Annotated in this window: 17 protein-coding genes; 7 read left to right on the top strand and 10 right to left on the bottom strand. The window is 70.3% G+C overall.

What is annotated here, in order from left to right:
- Positions 1-15: 15 nt before the first annotated feature.
- Positions 16-1,029 (top strand): LysR family transcriptional regulator ArgP, encoded by a 1,014-nt coding sequence (locus ACQ4L4_RS22190; RefSeq protein WP_431101013.1) that lies wholly within the window; start codon positions 16-18, stop codon positions 1,027-1,029.
- Here ACQ4L4_RS22190 and ACQ4L4_RS22185 read toward each other — a convergent pair.
- On the bottom strand, positions 1,019-1,222 hold the full coding sequence (locus ACQ4L4_RS22185) for a hypothetical protein (RefSeq protein WP_431101012.1): 204 nt from the start codon (positions 1,220-1,222) through the stop codon (positions 1,019-1,021). The genes ACQ4L4_RS22190 and ACQ4L4_RS22185 overlap by 11 nt on opposite strands.
- Positions 1,223-1,516: 294 nt before the next feature.
- Here ACQ4L4_RS22185 and ACQ4L4_RS22180 point away from each other — a divergent pair, with 294 nt between their 5' ends.
- Entirely contained in the window at positions 1,517-1,738 is a 222-nt protein-coding gene (locus ACQ4L4_RS22180; protein WP_431101011.1) for a hypothetical protein, read from the top strand.
- A 78-nt stretch (positions 1,739-1,816) separates the two neighbouring features.
- Here the strand turns inward: ACQ4L4_RS22180 and ACQ4L4_RS22175 are convergent, their stop codons facing one another.
- Complete coding sequence (locus ACQ4L4_RS22175; protein ID WP_431101010.1) at positions 1,817-2,239, bottom strand: universal stress protein; 423 nt, start codon at positions 2,237-2,239, stop codon at positions 1,817-1,819.
- 140 nt (positions 2,240-2,379) lie between these two features.
- Between ACQ4L4_RS22175 and ACQ4L4_RS22170 the strand changes: the two genes are divergently transcribed.
- Positions 2,380-3,222, top strand: a complete 843-nt coding sequence (locus ACQ4L4_RS22170; protein ID WP_431101009.1) for a metallophosphoesterase — start codon at positions 2,380-2,382, stop codon at positions 3,220-3,222.
- A gap of 34 nt (positions 3,223-3,256) precedes the next feature.
- Here ACQ4L4_RS22170 and ACQ4L4_RS22165 read toward each other — a convergent pair whose 3' ends face one another.
- The 3 genes from ACQ4L4_RS22165 to ACQ4L4_RS22155 are packed head-to-tail and all read right to left on the bottom strand — an operon-like array spanning position 3,257 to position 6,316.
- Positions 3,257-4,105 (bottom strand): citryl-CoA lyase, encoded by an 849-nt coding sequence (locus tag ACQ4L4_RS22165; protein WP_431101008.1) that lies wholly within the window; start codon positions 4,103-4,105, stop codon positions 3,257-3,259.
- The gene (locus ACQ4L4_RS22160) at positions 4,102-5,304 is read right to left on the bottom strand and encodes a CaiB/BaiF CoA transferase family protein (RefSeq protein ID WP_431101007.1); all 1,203 of its coding nucleotides are present in this window, start codon (positions 5,302-5,304) and stop codon (positions 4,102-4,104) included. Before ACQ4L4_RS22160 ends, ACQ4L4_RS22165 begins: the two co-directional genes overlap by 4 nt.
- A gap of 19 nt (positions 5,305-5,323) precedes the next feature.
- Positions 5,324-6,316: a Bug family tripartite tricarboxylate transporter substrate binding protein gene (locus tag ACQ4L4_RS22155; RefSeq protein WP_431101006.1), complete on the bottom strand. Its 993-nt coding sequence runs from the start codon at positions 6,314-6,316 to the stop codon at positions 5,324-5,326.
- A 93-nt stretch (positions 6,317-6,409) separates the two neighbouring features.
- On the opposite strand from ACQ4L4_RS22155, the gene ACQ4L4_RS22150 reads away from it, so the two are divergent.
- Complete coding sequence (locus tag ACQ4L4_RS22150) at positions 6,410-7,210, top strand: IclR family transcriptional regulator (protein ID WP_431101005.1); 801 nt, start codon at positions 6,410-6,412, stop codon at positions 7,208-7,210.
- Positions 7,211-7,288: 78 nt separating this feature from the next.
- On the opposite strand, the gene ACQ4L4_RS22145 is transcribed toward ACQ4L4_RS22150, so the two are convergent.
- Complete coding sequence (locus ACQ4L4_RS22145; protein WP_431101004.1) at positions 7,289-8,101, bottom strand: UPF0149 family protein; 813 nt, start codon at positions 8,099-8,101, stop codon at positions 7,289-7,291.
- Positions 8,098-9,072 carry a LysR family transcriptional regulator gene (locus ACQ4L4_RS22140; protein ID WP_431101003.1) on the bottom strand — a complete coding sequence of 325 codons (975 nt, stop codon included), beginning with the start codon at positions 9,070-9,072 and terminating at the stop codon, positions 8,098-8,100. Before ACQ4L4_RS22140 ends, ACQ4L4_RS22145 begins: the two co-directional genes overlap by 4 nt.
- 282 nt (positions 9,073-9,354) lie before the next feature.
- Here ACQ4L4_RS22140 and ACQ4L4_RS22135 point away from each other — a divergent pair, with 282 nt between their 5' ends.
- Positions 9,355-9,597, top strand: a complete 243-nt coding sequence (locus tag ACQ4L4_RS22135) for a hypothetical protein (RefSeq protein ID WP_431101002.1) — start codon at positions 9,355-9,357, stop codon at positions 9,595-9,597.
- A 203-nt stretch (positions 9,598-9,800) separates the two neighbouring features.
- Here ACQ4L4_RS22135 and ACQ4L4_RS22130 read toward each other — a convergent pair whose 3' ends face one another.
- The 3 genes from ACQ4L4_RS22130 to ACQ4L4_RS22120 form a co-directional block, all read right to left on the bottom strand.
- Entirely contained in the window at positions 9,801-11,669 is a 1,869-nt protein-coding gene (locus ACQ4L4_RS22130) for a phosphoenolpyruvate carboxykinase (GTP) (protein WP_431101001.1), read from the bottom strand.
- A gap of 320 nt (positions 11,670-11,989) precedes the next feature.
- Positions 11,990-14,422, bottom strand: a complete 2,433-nt coding sequence (locus ACQ4L4_RS22125) for a sensor histidine kinase (protein WP_431101000.1) — start codon at positions 14,420-14,422, stop codon at positions 11,990-11,992.
- Complete coding sequence (locus ACQ4L4_RS22120) at positions 14,422-15,240, bottom strand: response regulator (RefSeq protein ID WP_431100998.1); 819 nt, start codon at positions 15,238-15,240, stop codon at positions 14,422-14,424. Before ACQ4L4_RS22120 ends, ACQ4L4_RS22125 begins: the two co-directional genes overlap by 1 nt.
- A 247-nt stretch (positions 15,241-15,487) precedes the next feature.
- Here ACQ4L4_RS22120 and ACQ4L4_RS22115 point away from each other — a divergent pair, with 247 nt between their 5' ends.
- Together ACQ4L4_RS22115 and ACQ4L4_RS22110 are read left to right on the top strand one after the other, a co-directional pair.
- Positions 15,488-17,215 (top strand): ShlB/FhaC/HecB family hemolysin secretion/activation protein, encoded by a 1,728-nt coding sequence (locus tag ACQ4L4_RS22115; protein WP_431100997.1) that lies wholly within the window; start codon positions 15,488-15,490, stop codon positions 17,213-17,215.
- Between the two features lie 90 nt (positions 17,216-17,305).
- Positions 17,306-23,602 (top strand): YDG domain-containing protein, encoded by a 6,297-nt coding sequence (locus ACQ4L4_RS22110; RefSeq protein ID WP_431100996.1) that lies wholly within the window; start codon positions 17,306-17,308, stop codon positions 23,600-23,602.
- Positions 23,603-23,622 lie beyond the last annotated feature (20 nt).

Raw genomic sequence — 23,622 nt, 5'->3', positions numbered from 1 at the left:
CCATTAGGAACACTTATGAAAGACCTGGACGCCGCCGGCCTGGATTGCCTTGCCGCGCTGGCCGACGAACGCAGCTTCGAACGGGCGGCAGAGACGCTGGCCATCACGCAGAGCGCCGTCTCGCAGCGGCTGCGCAGTCTGGAAGCGCAGGTCGGACAGCTGCTGGTCGTGCGCTCCCGGCCGTTGCGGCTCACCGAGCCCGGCAAGCGCCTGCTGCGTTATGCGCGCCAGCTGGCGGCGCTGCGCGCCGACGTCGTCCGGGAACTGGGCGTGCAGGCGGCCCAGGCCGAGCGGCTGCCGATCGCGGTGAATGCCGACAGCCTGGCGACCTGGGTGCTCCCGGCGCTCGACCCGCTGGTCCAGCGCGGCATGCGGGAGGGATTCGGGCTGGAGCTGGTCGTCGACGACCAGGACTTCACCCATGACTGGCTGCGTCAGGGCGAGGTGCTGGGCTGCGTCACGACCGTGCCCCAGGCCCTGCGCGGGTGCATCGCCCAGCCGCTGGGCGTGATGCGCTACATCGCCGTCGCCAGCCCCGACTTCGTCGCGCGGGTGCTGCCCGACGGCCTGGGGGCGGCCAACTTCGCGCAGGTGCCGTTCCTGGTCTTCAACCGCAAGGACGACGCCCAGCAGCAGTGGGTCCGCCAGGCGATGGGGCTGCGCTCGGCGCGGCTGAACGCCAGATACTTGCCGTCCAGCGAGGGCTACGTGAACGCGGTGCGGATGGGCTGGGGGGTGGGCGTCGCGCCGGAGCTGCAGGTCCGGCCGCTGCTCGCGAGCGGGGAACTGGTGGCCTTGCGCCCGGAGGTGCAGGTGGAGGTCGCCCTGTACTGGCACCAGTGGAAGCTTGGCGGGGAGACCGCCGCCGGCGCGGCGGGCGTCGCCAGCGTCGCCGACGTCGCGAGAGCTGGGAAAATCGGGAAAGCCGGACAGGCCTCAGCGCCGGAAGGCGGTGCGCCTCCGGCGTTGCTGGACCAGATCGGAGAAGCGCTGGCCCGGGGTGCCCGGGGCGCCTTGATCAGCGCTTGAGCGACGCGACCTGCACCTGGGTCTCGACTTGCGCCTTCAGATGCGCGGGGACCACGGTCGGCGCGGCCGATGCGGGCGTGGCGCGCTGCTCGGCCAGACGCAGCCGGTAACCGCCGCGCTCGTGCTTGTCCTGCACGGAATTGGCCAGCCAGGCGGAAGTCAGCACGACGCTGCTGACGATTGCCCAGGTCATCGATTTGTGAATCAGTGGAGACATGAGAAAGCAATGGCTTCCACGAATTAGGGAAGATCCGGAGCATAGTTACCCCTGAATGAGGGGGGCATCACACCTAAGAGGGGCGCGTGGTTATTTCGCCGCACCTGTGGTGGGCACACCCCAATCTGTGTGTATTTGTGAACGCGATTCCAGCGCACCCGCGATCTGGGGATTTGCCTGAAGACAAAGACGCGCAAACTGTGTTTCACCGCGCGGCGCAGCATCGCACCGCGCGGCGGTCACACCCCGTGCTTTCCGACGAGGTCCATCATGCGAATCACGTCCGCCCTGCGCCTTTTCCGTCGCAACTCGTCCGGCACTCACGAACCGGAGCCCGCCGACATGGGCACCGCCTTCGGGATGGAAGCCAGCTTCGGTGACGACAGCGAATACGACGACTTCCGGCGCAGCGACTACGGGCTGGAGTCAGAATCCGCCCCGCCGGCCACGATCGAGTCGCCGCTGTCCTGGATGGCCGCCCGGCGCGGCTGACGCGGCAAGGCGCCCCACGCGGGCGCCTTTTGCATTCCAGGGACGCCGCCCATGCGGCCCTGGGCGCGGATCAGCGGATCAGCGGATCAGCAGCACCGGCACGTCGCTGTGGGCCATGACCTTCGTGGCGACCGAACCCAGCACCAGCTTGCCCAGCGCCGTGTGGCCGTGCGAGCCCATCATCAGCAGATCGAAGCGCCCCTTCTCGGCGACGGCCGTGATCGCTTCCGACGCATGCCCGGTCTTGACGACGTACTGGGCCTTGATACCGCGCTTGTCCATGAACGTGCGGATCGGTTTGAGGACCTTCTCGGCCTCGTCCTCGTAATACTCGGCGAGCACGGCCTTGTCGAGCACCGCGGCGGCGCGCGGCGGCACGCCCGGGACCACGTGCACCACGGTGTAGTCATGCGATCCGCCCAGCCACTCGTCGTGGGCGGAGAGATAGGCCAGCATGCGCTTCGAGTACGTGCTGCCATCGACGGCGACGAGGATCTTCATCGTGGGGTCCCTCACTGACGGCCGACGTCCGGCCACGGGCAGTGTGGCACAGGGTCGGTTCCGGAAAGCCACTTCCGGGCCGCAGCTTGCTTCGTTCTTGACGTTGGACAATCGCGCTTTCCGCCCTTCGCTGATCCGCCGTGCGCCTGCAACTGATTTCCGACCTCCATCTCGAGCGCCAGACCGACTTCCAGACCGTGGCCGCGCCGGACGTCGACCTGCTGGTGCTGGCCGGCGATGTCGGCTCATACCAGGCCGGCTCGCGGCTGGTGACGGACGACTTCGGCCTGGGCCGCTTCTCGCCGAAGCGCGACGGCGCGCCGTGGTCTCGCGTGCTCTACGTGCCAGGCAACCACGAGTACGACGGCATCGACTTCCCCACGGCGCAAGCGCGACTGCGCCAGACCTGCGAGGACCTCGGCATCGAATGGCTGGACCGCGAGGAGATCGTCATCGGCGACGTGCGTTTCCTCGGGACGACGCTGTGGGCGGACTTCGACGCGCTGGCCGCGCGCGAGGCGACGCCGACCAAGCAGTTGGCGGCGCGCGAGAAGGCCTTCCGGGCGGCGAATCACTACCTGCGACGGTTCTCGACGCTGGTCGACGGGCAGCACATGCTGGCCGAGCGGCAGCGCGACCTGGCGCTGGAATGCCAGGCCTGGCTGCGCGAAGCGCTCGCGCGGCCTTTCGACGGCCGGACGGTGGCGGTCACCCACTACGCCCCGACCCTGCGCAGCGCCGACCCGCGCTACGGCCTGACGCCGGGCACGGCCGGTTTCTGCAATTCGCTCGACGACCTGCTGCCCTACGCCGACCTGTGGCTGCACGGCCACCTGCATTGCGGCCACGACTACGTCGTCGAATCGCCGTCCGGGCCGCGCGGCGAGGTGCCGCATCGCTGCCGCGTCGTCGCGAATCCGCTGGGCTACGCCAACAAGGGCGAGCAGGAGGACTACCGGCCGGACCTCGTCATCGAAGTCTGAGCCGTCGCGCTGGCCGGCCGCCCTCGGCCGTGCGTCAGCGCCTGGCCGGCGGACCGTCGTAGGTCCACAGGTACTCACGCGGCATCGGGCCCTTGTTGCGGCCGCCTTGCTGCGTCTGTTCCCACGCGTGCGCCAGGATCCCCACCGAGCGCGAGATGCAGAACAGCCCCCGCGCCAGGGGCGCCGGGAAGCCGAGCTCGGCGTAGATCACGGCCGTCGCGCCGTCGATGTTCATCGGAATGCGGCGGCCGTCCTTGCGCCGCCGCAGTTCCGCCTCCACGGCCCGGCCGATGGCCGCGAAGCGGCCCGACACCACGCCGAGCTGGGCCGCCTCGTCGACCAGCTCCAGCAGCCGGGGCGCGCGCGGATCCACCGGATGGAAACGGTGCCCGAAGCCCGACACGAACTTGCCGCGCAGCTCGATCGCCTCGTCCAGGCCCGCGACGGTCGCGTCCTCGATCGAGGCGCCGGCATCCATCCGCGCCGCGATGGACTGCAGCATCTCCACGCACTGCTCGCCCGCGCCGCCGTGCACATCGCCGAGCACGTTGATCGCCGACGCCATCGCGTTGTTGAGTCCCACGCCGCAGGTCGCGGCCATGCGCGCGATGGCGATGCTCGGTGCCTGCGGGCCGTGGTCGACCGCGGCCATCAGCGCGACGTCCAGCAGCTTGGCCTGCTCCGAACCGGGCAGCTCGCCGCGCGTCATCAGCCAGATCATCTGCGCGAAGCTGACCTGTCCGATCAGGTCCTGGATGGCGTGGCCGCGATAGCGGATGACGCCGGGCGACATCTCGATGATCGAGGTGCGCCACCAGTCCGGCACGCGTTGGTCGTGCACCGGCCCGTCGCCCGCGGGCGCCTTGTCGTCGTTGGCGCTCATACGGCTTTCTCCTCTTTCAGCGCGGCGCGCTCGGCGGCGCCATAACCCAGTTCTTCCAGGATCGCTTCCGTGTCCTGCCCGAGCCGCGGCGGCGGCGTCGACACCGACGGCGCCTGCCCGTTCAGCTTGAAGCCGGTGCGCAGCACGCGGACGTCGCGCCCGACGCCGGGCACGTTCTCGAAGTGGGCGACCATCCCGCGATCGGCCACCTGCGGATGCGCGAGCGCCTCCTTGACCGAGTACACCGGCCCCGCCGGCACGCCCGCGTCGTTGAAGCGCTGCCACCAATCCGCTGCGGGGCGGTCGCTCATCGCGGCCTCCAGCAGATGCTTGAGTTCGGCGCGGTGCTTCAAGCGCGCGTGACGATCAACAAAGCGCGGATCGGTCTTCCATTCCGGATGACCGACGGTGTCGCAGACCGCCTCGAACTGCTCCTGCTTGTTGGCCGCGATGTTGAGCAGGCCCTGCCCCGTCTGGAAGGTACCCGAAGGACTGGCCGTCACGTTGTCGTTGCCCATCGGCTGGGGCTCGCGTCCCGCGACGAGCAGGTTCGACACCGCCCACCCCATCGTCGCCATCGCGGCCTCGAGCATCGACACGTCGATGAAGGTCGCCTCGGCGCGTTCCTTGTCGGCCAGCGCCGCGGCGATGGCCATCGCCGCGGTCAGGCCGCCGATGGTGTCTGCCACCGGATGGCCGACGCGATAGGGCGCGGTGCCCGGATCGCCGGTGATGCTCATCATCCCGGACATGCCCTGGATGATCTGGTCGTAGGCGGGCAGGTCGCGCAGCGGACCGTCCTGGCCGAAGCCCGAGATCGCGCAATAGACCAGCCGCGGATTCACCTGCCGCAGCTCGTCGAATCCGACGCCCAGGCGCTGCATCACGCCGGGTCGGAAGTTCTCGACGACGACGTCCGCCGTCGCCACCAGCCTGCGGAACACCGCCTTGCCGGCGGGCCGCTTGAGGTCGATCGTGATCGACCGCTTCCCGGGGTTCTGCGCCAGGAAGGACACGCCCATGTGCGCCTGGTTCAGCGCCGTGTCGGCGCCGAGCTGGCGGGCGAGGTCGCCGGTCTCGCGCGCCTCGACCTTGATCACGTCGGCGCCCAGGTGCGCCAGCTGGTGGCAGGCGAAGGGGCCGGCCAGCACATTGGTCAGGTCGAGGACGCGGACGCCGCGGAGCGGAGATTGACTCATGCGGGGCTCCGTCGCGCGCTCAGTCGACCTTGACGTTGCCGCTGCGCACCACGTCGCCCCAGCGCTTCTGCTCGCGCAGCAGGAACTGCGCGGCCTGCTGCGGGGTGCCGGCCATCGGCACGCTGCCTTCGGACTGCAGCTGCCCGATCGTGGCGGCCTTCGAGAGCGCCTTCTGCACCTGCGCGTTCATCCGGGTCACGACCGCCGCCGGCGTGCCGGCGGGCGCGACGATCATCTTCCAGTCCGAGGTGTCGAAGCCCTTGAAGCCGCTCTCGGCCACCGTGGGCACGTCGGGCAGCACCGGCAGCCGCGCGGCAGAGCTGATCGCCAGCGCGCGCAGCTTGCCGGCCTTGATGAAGGGAACGACCGTCTGCGGCGTCGCGAAGTAGTAATCCACCTGCCCGCCGAGCAGGTCCGTCGCCGCCGGGCCGGCACCCTTGTAGGGGACGTGGGTCACCTGGATGGCGGCCTGCCTGGAGAACAGCTCCCCCGTCAGATGGCCCACCGTGCCATTGCCGGCGGAGGCCATGGTCAAGGTGCCAGGTTTTGCCTTGGCGGCGGCAACGAGATCGCCCACGGTCTTGAAGCTCGAGGACGACGAGACCACCAGCACCACCGGCTGCCCAGCCACCAGCGCGACCGGCGTGAACGCCTTGGCCGCGTCGTACGGCATCTTGGGATAGAGCGTCGGGTTGATCGCCAGGTTGGCGGTCTGGCCCATGCCCAGCGTGTAGCCGTCGGCCTTGCTCTTGGCGACGGCGTCCAGCCCGATGTTGCCGCCGGCGCCTGCCTTGTTGTCCGCGACGAAGGTCCAGCCGGTGTCCTCGCGCACCTTCTCGAGGATCAGCCGCGACACGATGTCGGTTCCACCGCCCGGGGGGAAGGGAACGATCAGCTTGATGGGCTGGGTCGGGAACGCCGCATCGGCGGCCTGCGCCGCCGTGGCGGTCATGCCTGCGCTCGCTGCGGCCATCAAGGTGAAGGCGGTGCCTCGGATCAGGAACTGCGTCATGTCGCGTCTCCGTGTTTGTTCTATCTAGCAGAACGTCGGTTTGTTTGATAGAACTGTAGGACGTCTCACTTGGCAAGAGACCAGGGATTACCCGTGGCCGACAACGACGACTCCTCTTCCGACACCGCCAACAGCACAGCCGCATCGAGCGGCGTGGCCGTGCTCGATCGCGCGTTCGCGCTGCTGGGCGCGTTCGGCCAGGACGACGACGCCCTGTCGCTGGCGGAGCTGTCGCGGCGCACGGGCCTCTACAAGAGCACCGTGCTGCGGCTGTTGGCCGCGCTGGAGCACGGCGGCTTCGTGCGGCGGCTGCCGGACGGCCAGTACGCGATCGGACCCGCGCCGCTGCGCCTGGCGACGATCTACCAGCGCTCGTTCCATGTCGGGCCGATCGTGGAACCGCTGCTCAAGCAGCTCAGCACCGACACCGGCGAGACCGCGTCCTTCTACGTCCGGCACGGCGAGGCGCGGATCGCGCTCTATCGCTGGGAGCCGGCACGCTCGGTGCGCGCGGCGGTGGCAGTGGGGCAGCAGTACGCGCTGCACCAGGGCGCGTCCGGCAAGGTGTTGTGCGCGTTCTCGGGCGCCTTGAGCGATCGGGGCGAGGGCCTCGCGGCCATCCGCGAACGCGGATGGGCCGCCTCCTATGGCGAGCGCGAGCCGGATACGGCCTCGGTCGCCGCGCCGGTGTGGGCCATCGACGGGCTCGTGCAGGGCGCGATCGCCCTTTCCGGACCGCGCGTGCGGCTGTCGCCGCCGGAGACGATGCTGGGCGCCTGCCGCGCCGTGCTCGGCGCCGCGCGCGAGGCCAGCCGGCTGCTGGGCGGCGATATCGCGTTGCTGGAAAACGCGTTGCGCACGGTGTCGGTCGCCGACTTCGCGGCCGGCGGCTGAGCATGAAAAACGCCGGCACAAGGGCCGGCGTCGGGAGTCTCTACCGCTCCCCGGGAGCGGCGTGACGATCGGCGACGATCAGGCCGCGCCGTGGCAGTTCTTGAACTTCTTGCCCGAGCCGCAGTGGCACGGATCGTTGCGGCCCAGCTTGGGCGTGTCGCGGCGCACCTGCTCGACGTGGTAGCGCTGCTGCTCCGTCGCTTCCTGCAGGTCGACGACCGTCAGGATCAGGTCTTCGATGGCCTCGTCGATGTTCTTGAGCGGATGCTCCTCGTTCAACAGCTCGACGATCTCCACCTCTTCCGGCGTCTCGGCGGGCAGGTGGCGATACAGGCGCGCCAGCAGCGCGTTGATGTTGTCGTCGGCCTGCTCATGCAGGTCGGGGAAGGTCACCGCGGCGTACTCGAAGCCGCCGACCCACGGCAGCAGCGCCTGGGTGATCGGGTCTTCGGGCAGTTTCGGCGCGTCCGGATCGACGGGCTCTTCAGCCGCGGCGTCGACGGCGGCGTCGGCGGAAGCCTCCGCGGCGCCCTCGGCGGGGGCCTCGCCGTCTTCCGCACCCGCTTCTTCGGCATCCAGGTCCAGGACCACCGGGTAGAACCAGCCCTGCTCCAGCATGCTCTGGTTGAGCGAGGCGAAGCGCCGCTCCACCAGCGAGCGGATGCGGGCCAGCCAGGCGGGGTCGATGTCGTCGGGCAGCGCGCGGCCTTCGTAGTCGAAGATCGGCGGCAGCCATTCCTCGATCGGGATCAGGCGAGGCTGCACCAGCACGCCGGCCAGGTAGCCGTCCAGCATCGAGGCGTCCAGCGGCTCGAGCGGCTCGGGCGTGATGGCGAGAAGTTCGTCGAGTTCGTCGAACTCGGCGTCGGAAAGGTCGTGGGCAATGCTCATGGGACGCGATTGTCGCCGGTCGCGTCGACAGGGGTGTCGGCGGAAGGCGGCCGCACCGCGTCGATCAGCCGTTCTCGCATCCAGCGCTGGGCGCTGCGGTCCTCGTTGCGCAGGTGCCAGAGCACGTCGACGTGCACCGGCGACAGCGGCATCGGCAGCGGCCGGTAGATCAGCGCCTCCTGGTAGCCGGTGGCGCTGATGAAGGACTGCGGCAGCACCGTCAGCAGGTCGGAATGCGCCACCACGCGGCCGGCGGTGAAGAACTGGTTGACGGTCAGCGCGATCCGGCGGCTGCGCTTGAGCGCCGCCAGTGCCTCGTCGACGAAGCCGTAGGGCCGGCCCGAGAAGCTCACCAGCAGGTGATGCGCCTGGCAGAAGGCGTCGAGCGTCAGCTCCTGGTCGGCCAGCGGATGGCCGCGCCGCATCACGCAGACGTAGTACGAGTCGTACAGCCGCTGCTGCCGGATCGCCGCCATGTCGCCCTGCCCCTTCAGCGCGGCGACCGCGTTCGGGAAGTAGCCGAGCGCGAAATCCGTCTCGCCCTGTTCCAGCAGCAGGCGCGGGTCGCGGGTCGTCAGCGGCAGCACGTGGACGTTGGCCAGGGCCCGCATGCGCTCCAGCTGCTGCATCAGCGGCGGCAGGATCAGCGCGGCCGTTGCGTCGGCCATGGCCAGGCGGAAGGTGTATTCCTCCGACGTCGGCTGGTAGTCGCCGGGATCCAGCGCCACGCGCAGTCGCGTCAGCGCCGAACGGACGTCCGGCCAGAGCCCTTCCGCCCGCGATGTCGGCTTCATCCCGAAGGCCTGGCGCACGAACAGGTCCTCGCCGAGCGCCTCGCGCAGCCGCTTCAGCGCATGGCTGACCGCGGGTTGCGTCATCGACAGGCGCTCCGCAGCGCGCGTCATGGAGCGCTCGGCCATCACGGCGTCGAACACCTTCAACAGGTTCAGATCGAGGTTCCGGAAGCTCATGGAAGGCACTTTTTCACGGAAAACGCGCGGAAATGGCGGTGGCACAAGGGCGCGATGGCGGCCCACCAACAGGTCATCGTGGCCCCGGCTTGCGCATTCCTTGGCACTCGGCGGAGGGCGGCGTGACGTGCATCACGGGCTGAACGCGATCCGCCCAATGATATGCACGCTGTTTATACATTCGATGCCCATCTTTCATTGGCGGCATGCCTAGGGGAAACCCTATAGTTCGCTCATCGGTTCTACAGAGCCGACCCAACAAGCCAATCAAAGGAAATCGCCATGAGCGTCGCTACCCAAACCTTCGGTCTTCCGCTGAGCCGCACGGTGCGTCGCGGCGGCACGTTCGCCACCATCGGTGCCCGCGTCTGGGCCCGCACGATCACGAACGTCAAGGCCCGCATCGAGTCCGCCAAGATGGCTCGCGCCGAGCGCGAGATCCTGGCCCTCGCCGCCCAGTACGAAGAGAGCATGCCCTCCTTCGCCGCTGAGCTGCGCGCCGCGAATGCCCGTCGTCACGGCTGATCAGCCGACCCCGCCGGGCGCCGTACGGGCCCGGTCGCGAAGTTTGGAAATGTCGTGATGTGAGCGCAGGCTCTCATTGAATGTCGCTCCAGGCCGAGCAAAAGAAAAGCCCGCTTCGAATCACTTCGAGCGGGCTTTGCCTTTTCAGGCTCCCCCGGACCCGCCTCTTTCGAGGCGGTCGCCGGGTGGAATTCGGTGAACGATCAGGCCTGGGCCAGACGCTGTTCGATCTTGGCCTTGGTGGCGGGCAGTTCCGCCGGCAGACCTTGGGCCAGCTGGACGAACAGCTGGTCGTGGAGCTTCAGCTCCGTCGCCCAGTCCTCGTTCGAGATGTGGGTGACGGTCTTGTACTGTTCCGGCGTGAAGGCGAGGCCTTGCCAGTTCAGGTCCTCGTAACGCGGGCTGGTGCCGAAGGCGTGCTCGACGCCCTGACCCTGGCCGTCGACGCGTTCGAGCATCCACTTCAGCACGCGCATGTTCTCGCCGTAGCCGGGCCAGACGAACTTGCCGTCGGCGCCCTTGCGGAACCAGTTGACGCAGAAGATCGCCGGCAGCTTGGCGCCGGACTGGGCCAGCTTGGCGCCCAGCGTCAGCCAGTGCTGGAAGTAGTCCGCCATGTTGTAGCCCATGAAGGGCAGCATCGCGAACGGGTCGCGGCGCACGACGCCCTGCTGGCCGGCGGCCGCGGCGGTGGTCTCGGAGCCCATGGTCGCGGCCATGTAGACGCCTTCGGTCCAGTCGCGGGCCTCGGTCACCAGCGGCACGGTCGTCGAGCGGCGGCCGCCGAAGATGAACGCGTCGATCGGCACACCGGCGGGGTTGTCCCACTCGGCGTCCAGCGCCGGGTTGTTGGTCGCGGCGACGGTGAAGCGGGCGTTCGGGTGGGCGGCCTTGGCGCCGGTTTCCTTGGCGATCGCCGGCGTCCAGTCCTTGCCCTGCCAGTCGATCAGATGGGCCGGCGGCGTGTCGGTCATGCCTTCCCACCAGACGTCGCCGTCGTCGGTCAGCGCGACGTTGGTGAAGATCACGTCCTTGTCCAGGCTGGCCATGCAGTTCGGGTTGGTCTGCACGTTGGTGCCCGGGGCGACGCCGAAATAGCCGGCTTCCGGGTTGATCGCGTACAGGCGGCCGTCCTTGCCGGGCTTGATCCAGGCGATGTCGTCGCCGATGGTGGTGACCTTCCAGCCTTCAAAGCCGGTGGGCGGGATCAGCATCGCGAAGTTGGTCTTGCCGCAGGCGCTGGGGAAGGCGGCGGCGACGTGGTGCTTCTTGCCTTCGGGCGAGGTCACGCCCAGGACGAGCATGTGCTCCGCCAGCCAACCCTGATCGCGACCCATGGTCGACGCGATGCGCAGTGCGAAGCACTTCTTGCCCAGCAGCGCGTTGCCGCCGTAGCCGGAGCCGTAGGACCAGATCTCGCGGGTCTCGGGGTAATGGACGATGTACTTCGTCTTGTTGCAGGGCCACTTGACGTCGGCCTGGCCGGCTTCGAGCGGCGCACCCACGGTGTGGACGCAGGGGACGAATTCGCCGTTGTCGCCCAGCGTGTCCAGGACCGCGCGACCCATGCGGGTCATGATGCGCATGTTCACGGCGACATAGGGGCTGTCGGACAGCTCGACGCCGATGTGGGCGATCGGGGAACCGATCGGACCCATCGAGAACGGCACGACGTACAGGGTGCGACCGCGCATGGCGCCGCGGAACAGGGCGTTGTCGCCGTTCTGCAGCAGCGCGCGCATCTCGGCAGGTTCCATCCAGTTGTTGGTGGGACCGGCGTCGAGCTTGTTCTTCGTGCAGATGAAGGTGCGGTCCTCGACGCGCGCGACGTCGCTCGGATCGCTCCATGCGAGATAGCTGCCCGGGCGCTTGGCCGGGTTCAGCTTCTGGAAGGTGCCGGCGTCGACGAGCTGCTGGCACAGGCGGTCGTACTCGGCCTGGCTGCCGTCGCACCAGTAGACGTCCTTCGCCTCGGTGAGGGCGGCGATCTCGGCGACCCAGGCGACCAGGCGCTGGTGTTTGACGTAAGCCGGTACGTTCAGGCGCAAGCCTTCCATTACGGGTTGGTTCATGGCGGTTCCCAATTTGAGGATATGAAAAGCGGAATTGGGTCAGCTCCGTTCCGGTGGCTCCCGCCCCTGCTTTTCAGAGGAGGAGACCGCGGAGCTGACCCAATGCCGCGCCTCAGCGTGGTGCTTCGCCGAACACTGGTTCCAATGTAATCACGCCGTAACTCCAACGCGCGCGGGGGTTATGCGTTTCTGGAATGGTTTGATGCAGCGGCTGACAGACGACAGGTCTGCCGGGGCAGGCAATCGGCGTGCGCACCAGGTGTCAGCGAGCGTCGCCGACGCCCTGCCCGCTCCGTGCCACCGGCGCGTGTGCCCGGCGGTCAGGGTCGGAGGTCCGCCTCCCGGCACAACTCCCACAACGCCGGCACCCACAGCGCCTGCGGCGCCGGTTTCGGCAGCTTGACGAGTCCGGCCTCCCCCGGCCAATCCCGACGCGGGGACGCCGCGCACAGCAGCGTCTTCATCCCCGGCCAGCGTGCGCGCCAGTCATGCCACGCCTCGACCGACGGCAGCGACTCCGGCGACGAGGCCAGCAGCAGTCCCTGCCCCGTCGCCGCCGCGTCCTCGAGCGCCTCGGGCAGTTCCTCCACCCGCTCGACCTCGCGCGCGTCGAAGCCGCATTGCAGGAGCCGCTCCAGCATCACCTCGCGCACCATCGCGCAGCGGTCCCACACGACCGCCACCCAGCCGTCGCCGATCCGTTCCATCCCGGCCTGCGTCTGCAGCGGCGGCCATTGGACTTCAGCCTCCGTCGCCTCGATCAGCGGGAGTTCCGCGATGAAGCTGCTCCCCTGCCCCGGCGTGCTTCGACCGCTCAACTCACCGCCCATGGCCCGCATCGTCTGACGCGCGATCGCCAACCCGAGTCCCAAACCCGGCATCGCGCTGACCGTCCGACCCCGCGTGAACGGGTCGAAGATCCGCTCCAGTTCCTCCGGCATCAGGCCCGGCCCTTCGTCGGTCACGGCGAGCACCAACTGCCCGCCCACCACGCGGGCCTTCAGCACGACCTCGCCCGCCTGCCCGTACTTCGCCGCATTCGACAGGAGGTTGAGCAGCACCTGCCGGAGCCGCCGCGCATCCAGCGCCACGACCGCCGGCAACGACTCCTCCATGACCAGCGAGAGCCGGGTCTTGCCCGCCAGCATCAAGGCCTGCGACTGCAGCGCCAGTTCATGCAGCAGCCCGTGCAGATAGACCGGCGCGTTCAGCACCTCCACATCCGCCTCCGCCGTCGGCTGCCGCGCGAAGCGCTGCAACTCATCGATCGTGTCGAGCAGCATCACCCCGCCGTGCTCCAGCGCCTGCCGGGTCGATTCGAACTCCGCCCCCGGCGCCAGACGCCGCGTCAGCTGCACCATCGACGCCAACGGTGCGCGCAGGTCATGCCCGATGTGGCCCAGCAGCCGGCCCTTCGCCGCATCGCTCGCCTGCGCATGCGCGCTGGCGCGGGCCAGCTCCGCGGTGCGCTCCAGCACCGCCGCCTCCAAGGCCTGCGCGTGCTGCAGGCGCTCGCGCTGCAGCAGACGCAGCATCGCCACCAGCACCGCCGCCGCGCCCGCCGTGCCCACCATCGACGGGGCCAGTTCGATCCAGTCCGCATACGGCAGGTAGCCCAGCAGGCTGAAGTAGCGCGGCGCCAGGCCCAGCACCACGCCGATGAGCGCGCACAGCCACACGCCGCCGACCGGATCGCCGCGCCGCATCGCCCGGAAGCTCGCGATCAGGCCGATCGCCGTCAGGGCGAGGTTGGTCGGCGCGGCCATGCGCGTGCCGGTCTGATAGTCCGCCCCGATGCACGCGGCCACCGCGATCAGGCTCATCCCCACCACCGCCAGCAGGGCCCGATGCACCGCCGGTTGCGTGATGCGCAGCCGCAGAACCGTCGCCAGCGCCATCAGCTGGAAGACCGTCGTCAGCGCGCCCGTCGTGCCCAGCGCCCGCTGCGCCCAGTCGGTCGCGTCCGGCCAGAAGCGCTGGAAGGCGGTGCCGCGCATCGCCATCTCGTAGACCATCGCGCTCGACAGGAAGGCCGCGATCCAGGCGTAGCCTCGGTCGCGCAGCGAGACCGCGAGTCCCGCCGCCAGCGCCGCCAGCGTCAGCCCCACCGCGGACAACATGCCGTCACGCCAGACGCGCCACTGCTGCTCCTCGACCAGCGCCTCCGCGACCCACAAGGTCGGCTCGATGGACAGCGCCCCGCGGCTCGTGGCGCGCAGCCGCAGCTCCCACACCTCGCCGGGCTCGATGCGCATCGGGAAGGCGCTCTCGCGCAAGGCCAGAGGCCGCTGGCCGAAGGCGACATCGGTGCCGGCGCGTTCCCGCGTCCACGGCGTCGCACTGCCATCCGGCAGCACTCGGCGTCGATAGAGCGCCACCGATTCGATCCGCGCCGGGTCGACCATCAGGACGTAGCGCGCCGCTTCAGTCCCGTCCTGGCGCAGCGTCCAGCGCAACCAGTAGGTATGGCGCGTGTACCCGGGCGACAGCGCGGCCCGATTGGCGGGGCGCCAGCGCGTCGCGACCTTGTCGGACAGGGGTTCCGCGCGTTCGATCCAGAGCTGCCCCTGGTCGACCAGCGCGATGCGGTCCGGCGCCGTGCCGTGCAGGGCGATCACCGGCGGCGGCTCGAGCTCGCTCGACAGCTCGGGCATGGCCGCCGGCAGTTCCGGTACGGGCTGCGCGTGCGCAGTGGCGAACGCGACCGCGCACGCGGCACCCAGCATCGTGGCCCATCGACGCCACTCGGCCATCAGGGTTCCAGACCTTCTGGCGCGCTGGAATCCCGCGCGCGCAGCGCCGTCCGGTAGGCCTGTGGACTGAGCCCGTTGCGCTCGCGGAACGCGGTCGCGAAATTGCCGGCGTTCGCATAGCCGACGTGGAACGCGACGTCCGACACGCTCATGTCGGTCTCCGCCAACAGCCGCTGGCCGGTCCGCACGCGCTCATCACTGATGTAGCCGGACACCGTCGTCCCCAGTTCCTCGCGGAACAGCGCCAGCAGCCGCCGCCCGGTCAGCCCGACCTGCCGGCCGATCTGGTTCACCGTCAGCGGCTCGACCAGGTGCTCGCCGATGTACTGGCGCGCCGCGCTCAGCAGGCGCTGGTCGGGCGTGGCCGCTTCCATGCCGGGCGCCGCCGCCACGTCGTTGGAGGCCTGCGGCCGGCGCGACGCGGCCAGATGCAGATGCACCCGCACGCGCGCGAGCACTTCCTGCGGATGGAAGGGCTTGCTGATGAAGTCCACCGCGCCGTGGGACAGGCCCTCGATCCGGCTGTCCACGTCGTTGTGGGCGCTCAGGAAGAGCAGCGGCATCTCGCGCGTCGCCGGGTCCGACTTGAGCAGCCGGCACAGCGCGAAGCCGTCCATGTCGGGCAGCCCGACGTCCAGCAGCGCCAGGTCCGGTGCCAGGCCTTGCGCCTTCTGCAGCGCCGCGCGGCCGCTCTCGGCGAAAGCCAGCCGGTAGAGCGGATGCAGCAGCGCGGTCAACCAGCGCAGGTCCTCGGGCTGGTCGTCCACCAGCAGCAGCAAGGGGCGATGGATCGCGGGAGCGGGCGCGGCACGGGACATGGCCGGGATTGTCCCGGCCCGACCTCCGCAGCGCGCACACAAGGCCCGGTCCCGTGGGCGCGTGGCGTTCAAACCGCCCATCTGGGGGGGAGGTCGCGAGGAGGAAAAACTACCGGAAACGGGCACGGCCTGACCCCGTCGGTCGGCCTTGAACGAATCGCCAAACATCGACGGCGAATTGACAGAACTCCGGACCGTCGCCGCACGGGATAACCGCGCCCTTGGCAAACACAACCGGAGATTGGGAATGAAGTACAGCACGCGACTAGGCGCGGCCGGCCTGGGGCTGAGTCTGATGAGCCTGTCCGTCAGCCTGGCCTGGGCGGCGGCACCGGATGCCGGCCAACTGCTCAACGAGCAGCGCCGCCTGAACCCGCCCGCGCAGCGCGGCGACCTCGACAAGGCCCCGACCGTGAACGCGCCGCTGGGCGACGACCAGCAGGCAGGCCTGCGCGCGCGCATCGACCGCATCCGCTTCACCGGCGCCGACGACCTGATCCCCGAGCCCGACCTCCAGGCGTTGGTCGCCGACGCCAAGGGCCGCCAGTTGTCGCACAGCCAGCTGCAGTCGCTGGCCTCGCGCGTCACCGCGGCGCTGCAGAAGCGCGGCTTCGTGCTCGCCCGCGCCTATCTGCCCCGGCAAGACCTGACCCAGGGTGAGCTGGAGATCGCCGTGCTGTCCGGCCGGCTCCAGTCCGGCGCGAACCGCGTGCGGGTGACCGGCGCCGACGAGGCGCTCGCCCCGCGCCTCGGCGCGATCGCCGATGCGGCCCTGGCCTACGGCCCGGTCCGCTACGAGCAGCTCGAACGCGCGCTGCTGCTGATCAACGACGTGCCCGGCGTGCAGGCCCGCGCCACGCTGGAACGCGGCGACGAGCCCGGCACCAGCCGCCTCGACGTCCGCACCGACACGGGCCGCGCCTGGGCGCTGGACGCCTCGGTCGACGATTACAACAACCGCTACACCGGCCAGTGGCGCGTCGGCGCCGCGGCGTCGCTGATCCGTCCGCTCAACCGCGAGGACCTGCTGCAGGCCAGCGTGTCGCGCACCGACGGCAGCCGCCAGGCCGCCCTCGTCTATGGATTCGCCGTCGGCGCCTCGGGCCTGCGCGCCCAGCTCGCGACGACCTGGCTCGACTATCACGTCGGCGAGGAGCTCAAGCCGCTGGATCTGCGCGGCACCGCGCGCACGGTTTCGGCCAGCCTGAGCTATCCGCTGCTGCGCGGCCGCGAGCGCAACCTGTGGGTCTCCGCCGAAGGCGAGCAGCGCACGCTGGTCGACGACGCGCTCGGCCAGACGCTGCGCGACCGCCGCCTCAACCGGCTGTCGGTCAACGTCTACGGCAACGCCTGGGACAACGTGCTGGGCGGCGCGCAGAACGACTTCGGCCTGAGCGTCACCAGCGGCACCGTCGCGCTGCGCGAGGCCGGCGACCAGATCGCCGATGCGCTGACCGCCCGCACCTCGGGCAGCTACGACAAGGCGACCTGGCGTGTCTCCCGCCTGCAGACCGCGCAGGCGCTGCCGGGCTGGGGCCTGTTCGTCGGCGGCTACGGCCAGATGAGCGCGCGCAACCTGGACTCGTCGGAGAAGTTCCTGCTCGGCGGACCGTCGGGCGTCCGCGCCTACCCGGTCGGCGAGGCCAGCGGCGACAACGGCTGGGTCGGCACCGCCGAACTGCGCCGAGAGCTGCGCATCGGCAACGGCCTGGCCGCGCAGCTGATCGCCTTCGCGGACTACGGCCGCGTCGAACAGCACGAGCGCCCCTGGACCGGCGCGCTGGCCGGACAGCCGAACGCCTACGGACTGGGCGGCGCCGGACTGGGCGCCAACCTGGCCGGCGAGCGCTGGACGCTGCGCGCCAGCTGGGCGCATGCCGTCGGCCACAACGCCGGGCGCACCGCCGCGGGCCGCGACGCGGATGGCCGCGACGACCGCCAGCGCTTCTGGCTGCAGGCCTCCTTCCACTATTGATCGCCGCCGCGGCCGTGCCTCAGCCCGCCGCCGTGCGCGCTGATCCGGCCGCCCCGACCGCACAGACCGCATAGAGCAAAGAGAACCACCATGGGATCGTTGAACCACAGCTATCGGCTCGTCTGGAACGAGCTTTGCGGCGCCTTCGTCGCCGTGCCTGAATTCGCCCGCGGACGCGGCAAGCGCACCAGCGGCACCGTCCGCCGCGCCATCGCCGCCGCCATCGCGGCGGCGGCCGCCGGAACCTTCGCGGGACCGGCCGCCGCGCTCGATGCGGGCGCGCTGCCCACCGGCGGACAGATCGCCGCCGGCCAGGCCGCGCTGACGCAGCAGGGCTCGCAACTGCGTATCGACCAGAGCTCCAACAAGCTGATCCTCAACTGGAACAGCTTCGACATCGGCAGCGGCGCCTCGGTGCGCTTCAACCAGACCGGCGCCGACGCCGTGGCGCTGAACCGCGTCACCGGTGGCGCGCCGAGCCAGATCTTCGGCGACCTCTCCGCCAACGGTCAGGTCTGGCTGGTCAACAACAGCGGCGTGGTCTTCGGCAAGGGCGCGACGGTCAACGTCGGCGGCCTGGTCGCCAGCACGCTGAACGTCAGCGACGCCGACTTCCTCGGCGGTCACGCGCGCTTCTCCGGCACCAGCACCGCGCAGGTCCGCAACGACGGCACGATCCGCGCCGACGGCGTGGTCGCGCTGCTGGGCGCGTCGGTGGTCAACACCGGCACGATCAGCGCCGGCCAAGTCGCGATGGCGGCCGGCCAGCAGGTCGCGCTCGACTTCAACGGCGACGGGCTGCTGCAGGTCCGCGTCGACCAGGCGGCGCTGGACGCCGAACTGTCGCAGGAAGGCCTCGTGCAAGGCCGCCAGGTCGTGCTGAGCGCGCCCAGCGCCAGCGCGCTGCGCGCCAGCGTCATCAACATGGACGGCGTGATCGAGGCCAAGGGTCTGTCCGAACAGGGTGGCCGCATCGTCCTTGACGGCGGCGACCTCGGCCAGGTGAACGTCGCCGGTCGACTCGACGCCAGCTCGGCCCGGGGCCTGGGCGGCGACGTCCGCGTCACCGGCGGCACGATCGCGCTGCGCGGCGCGACGCTGGACGCGAGCGGCGCCACCGGCGGCGGCCAGATCCACGTCGGCGGCGGCTGGCAAGGCAAGGACGCGAGCCTGATCAATGCGAAGAACGTCAGCGTCGACGCGGCGACCACGCTGCGCGCCAACGCGACGGTGAACGGCAACGGCGGCGAGGTCGTGACCTGGTCGGACGGCCGCACCGAATTCGCCGGTCGCGTCGAATCGCGCGGCGGCGACCAGGGCGGCAACGGCGGCCGCATCGAGGTCTCCGGGAAGCAGGCGCTGGCCTACAGCGGCCGCGCCGACGCGCGCGCCGCCAAGGGCGCGACCGGCGACCTGCTGCTCGACCCGAGCTCACTCGAAATCAACGGCGGCGGCAGCGGCAGCGGCGCACTCACCGGCTCCGTGGTCTACGAGAAGGACATCGAGGCGCAGCAGGCCAACGTGCTGCTGCAGGCCACCGGCGACATCCTCGTCAACGACCTGAACCTCAACGGCGGCGACGGCAAGATCACGATGCAGCCGAACGTCAGCCTGCGCATCGAGGCCGGCACCGCCAACGGCACGCACCTGACGCCGCCGCCCAACCTGACGGACGGCAGCTTCGCCTCCTACACCGACCTGATGTTCGCCAATGCCAGCAACGTGCTGGAGGTGTCCGGCAGCGGCAGCCTGATGCTGGTGGCCGGCGCGACCAACTCGGGTCGCGTGCTCAACGTGCCCACGTTGATCGCGCATGGCGCCGGCACCAACCCGTCCGGCGCGCTGCCCACGCACAACGTCTCCAGCCCGGGCAGCGGCACGCCGGGCGCGGGCTCGATCACCATCTACGGCGCCGACGGCGCGACGGTGGGCGGCTCGCTGACCACCAACGGCGGCTACGTGCGCATCTGGGCCGACTCCGACAACGGCGGCGCGGGCTACTTCACGCTGTCCGCGCCGGTCGCGACCAACGGCGGCAACCTCTACGTGTCGACCGGCAGCGGCGACGTGACGCTGAACTCCAGCATGGTGCTGGGCACCGGCCGGATCTTCTTCCGCGCCGACGGCGGCTACACCAACGGCAACAAGATCCTCGCCGGCCTGCTGAGCGTCAGCGGCGACGTCGACATCGACACCCCCTTCATCTTCAAGGGCGGCGCCAGCATCTACACGGACAGCGCGATCAACTTCGGCAACGTCAACGTCAACATGGACACCGGCACCGGCGTCCTGACGCTGCGCGCGAACCGCATCGACTGGGGCACCTCGACGCTGCAGAACCTGAGCACCGCGTCCATGCGCCTGGAGCCCTACGACCCGGCGACCAACATGGTGCTGGGCGACGCGAACGGCTTCGCCTCCGCGACGACGCTGGCCAAGCTCCCGGGCATCAAGAACCTGACGATCGGCCGCGCCGACGGCACGGGCACGATCAGCGTGCCGGGCAACTTCAGCTTCGACGCCTCGGGCAGCTTCGAGATGGTGGACCGCACCATCGACATCACCGCCGGCACGCTGAACAACACGACCGGCAACGTCGTGCTGACCGGCGACAACGTCAACCTGTCGCAGACCATCACCGCCAACGGCGGCGCGGGCAAGGTCACGATCCGCCAGATGACGGCCGCCAACGAGCTGCACCTGGGCGGCGGACTGAGCAACGCGTCGATCGGCCAGGTCAACGCGGCGACGCTGGAAGTCGGCCGCAGCGACGGCGGCAACCTCGTCTTCGACAGCGACATCACCACCAACGCCACCACGGTCAGCCTGAAGAGCGGCGGACAGGTGATCGGCGTGAACGGCGGCGTGGCCGCGGCGAACGTGGCCGTGACCGCGGGCCAGGGCGCGACGCTGACGGACGACACCTTCAACTTCACGCGCCTGGCGCTGGACGTCGGCGGCACGACCGTCGTGAATCCGGCGAGCGCCAGCGGCTTCACGCTGGGCACCGTCGACGGCGTCGTCGGCCTGACCACGCGCGGCGCCGCCGACGTGACGCTCAACAGCGGCACCGGCACGCTGGCGCTCGACGCGCCGATCAACTTCACCGGTGGCGCGGCGCAACTCACGCTGCAGGCGCCGAGCTGGAGCAGCACGTCCAACCAGGTGACGAGCAACGGCGCGCTGGCCACGGTCGTCTTCGACCGCACCGGCCCGGCGACCGGCATCACCGTCGGCGGCACGACCACGGCGGACCTGACCAACACGATGCTGGCGCGATTCAACGGCGTGAACACCCTGCGCGTGGACGCATCGGACCTCGACCTGAGCGTCGTCGATCCGGTCCAGCTGTCCCTGGGCAACCGCCTGGAGCTGCTGGGCGGGACCTTCGCCCAGGCCGGCACGATCACGATGACCAACGGCGGCGTGCTCGTGCGCGCCGAGGCCGGCGGCATCGACGTCGCGCGCAACATCAGTTCGAGCGGCACGGTCTCGCTGGACGATCGCAGCACGGCCGGCATCGGCAACCAGGGTGGCGGCCTCGTCACCGCCGGCAGGCTGGCGCTGCGCAGCGGCGGCGACGTCCGCTTCGACAACGCCCAGCAGGTCGGCACGGTCGCGGCGGATGTCCACTCGCTGGCGCTGACCAACAACGGCGCGCTGATCGTCGGCACCGCCGACGGACTGCAAGGCATCCAGGCCGACGGCACGGTCGCCGTCCAGGCCCAGGGCGCCGGCGCGGACCTGACGCTGCAGCAGCAGATCGTGGCGGGCAACGACGGCAACGCCACGACGCCGGTCGTCCTGCGCGCGGGGCGCAACTTCGTCAACCAGGCGGGCGCCACGGCGCTGCAGGTGGCGAACGGCGGTGCCTGGCAGGTGTACTCGACCTCGCCGTTGAACGACACGCGCGGCGGCCTGGTCGCCGCGTTCAAGCAGTACGACGCGAACTACGGCGACACCGTGCTCGGTAGCGGCAACGGCTTCCTGTACACGGTGGCCCCGACGCTGACCGTCGGCCTGTCGGGCAGCGCGTCCAAGGTCTACGACGGCAATGACAACGCGGCGACCGGCGGTCTCCAGCTGGGCGCCACCGGTGCGATCGACGGGGACGTGATCAACCTGGCCATCGGCGCCCATGGCGCGGCCCACTACGACACGAAGAACGTGGGCAACGGCAAGACCGTCACGGTCGACGGTGTCGTCATCGCCGACGGCCAGAACGGCGGCACCGCCGTCTACGGCTACCGGCTGGCCTCGGACAGCGCCAGCGCGGCGATCGGTCAGGTCACGCCCAAGACGGTGACCGTGGCCAACGGCGCGGTGCAGGACAAGGTCTACGACGGCAACACCTCGGCGCAGCTGTCGGGTGGTGGGATCGCGGGCTTCGTGCAGGGCGACGACGCGGCGCTGAACGGCGCGGTCAACTTCCTGGACAAGAACGCGGGTCGCGGCAAGTCGGTCGATCTGTCGGGCCTCGGCCTGGCGGGCGCGGATGCCGGCAACTACGTGCTGGACACGAGCGCGGCCGTCACGGCCACGATCACGCCCAAGACGGTGGACGTCGGCGCGATCCAGGTCAGCGGCAAGGTCTATGACGGCACGCGCGACGCGCAGGTCAGCACCGGCGGCCTCAGCGGCACCGTGGCGGGCGACCAGCTCGACGTGTCGGTCAGCGGCCAGTTCGACAACAAGAATGCCGGCAACGGCAAGGCTGTCGACGTGCAGCTGGCGCTGAGCGGCGCGGACGCGGGCAACTACGTGCTGGCCACGGACTCGGTGCGCGGCGCCGCCTCGATCACGGCGCGCACGGTGGACGTCGGCGCGATCCACGTCGACAACAAGGTCTACGACGGCACGCGCGGCGCGCAGGTCAGCACCGGGGGCGCCGTCGGCGTCGTGGCCGGCGACCAGCTCGGCGTGACGGCCAGCGGCCAGTTCGACAACAAGAATGCCGGCACCGGCAAGACCGTGGACGTGCAGCTCGGGTTGACCGGCGCGGACGCGGGCAACTACGTGCTGGCGTCGGGCTCCGCCCGATCCAGCGCCAACATCAGCGTCCGCACGATCCAGGCGCCCACGGTCACCGTGATCGGCGGCGTCTTCAACAGCGACACCACCGCCACGATCGTGGTCGGCGCGCCGCAAGGCGTGGTCGCGGGCGATCAGGTGAGCGTCGGCGGCACGGGTCGCTTCGACACGCCCTTCGTCGGCACCGGCAAGCCGGTGAACGTGCAGCTCACGCTGAACGGCGCCGACGCGGCGAACTATCGCCTCGAACCCGCGACGCTGACGGTGACCGGAACGGTCAATCCGCAGGTCGTGCCGGCTGCGATCGGCGCACTGGTGGTCCAGCCCGTCGGCGGCAACGGCACGCAGGACGGCGGCGGCAGCAAGACCTCGAACGTCCCGACCGGCAACGGCGGCAATGGGGGCGGCCTCGGCAGCAGCGTGTCCGCGGTCGCGGCAGGTCCGTCGGGCAATCCGGCAGGCACGATCGATCTCGGCAACGGCAGCAGCGCGGGGAATGGTTCCGGCGGCGGCAGCGGCAGCGGCAGCAGCAGCAACGGCAGCAGCGGCAGCGGCAGCGGCAGCAGCAGCAGCAGCGGCAGCAGCAGCAGCAGCGGCAGCGGCAACGGCAACGGCAACAGCAACAGCAACAGCAACAGCAACGGCAATGGCAATGGCAATGGCGCGAGTTCCGGCAACGGCACAGGCGCCAATGGCGGCGTGGGCAATGGCCAAGCGGGTGCCGACGGAAGCACGGGGGGTTCCGGTCTGAACGGCGGCAACGGCTCAGCCAATGGTTCGGCCAATGGCTCGAGCACCGGCGCCGGCAATGGCGCGGGCAATGGCGCGGGCAACAACGCCGCCGCTGCCGGCGACGGCACCGGCTCGGGCCAGAACGCCAACGGCACCGGCGGCAACGTCGCGGTCGCCAACGTCGGCCTGGAGCAGATGCTGCGCGACAACGGGCAGATCAGCCTGGCCGTCGACACGCCGGCCTACGACCAGCCGCGTCAGAGCCAGTTGCCGGTCTACGCCGACAAGGGCGACGCGGCGCCGACGCCGCTGGGCATGTTCCGCGTGGACGACCTGGGCGACAGCCTGGCGCTGAAGCCGGTGCAGCAGCCAGTCCCGGCGGCGGACGTGTCCTCCGGCGGCGTGATGCGCCAGGTGAAGGCGATCGTGGCGCTCGGCGACGAGCGCTCGGCGACGCTGGACGTGGTCCTGATGGCCGACGGCACGCTGCGGGTGCAGGCGCCCGCGACGGCCTCGGAGCTGGACGACGACCTCGTCACCACGCTGGCGCTCAGCGCGCTCAAGCAGCAGACCGGCGTCGCACCCGCCAGCGTGCGGGCGGTGATGCTGCATCGCGGCGGTTGATCCCAGCCGCTCCCCGCTGA

The organism is Roseateles noduli (assembly GCF_050626985.1).
GTDB classification, from domain to species: domain Bacteria; phylum Pseudomonadota; class Gammaproteobacteria; order Burkholderiales; family Burkholderiaceae_C; genus Roseateles; species Roseateles noduli_A.
The sequence above is the reverse complement of the archived record's forward strand: the minus strand, read 5'-3'. Positions and strand labels throughout refer to the sequence as shown.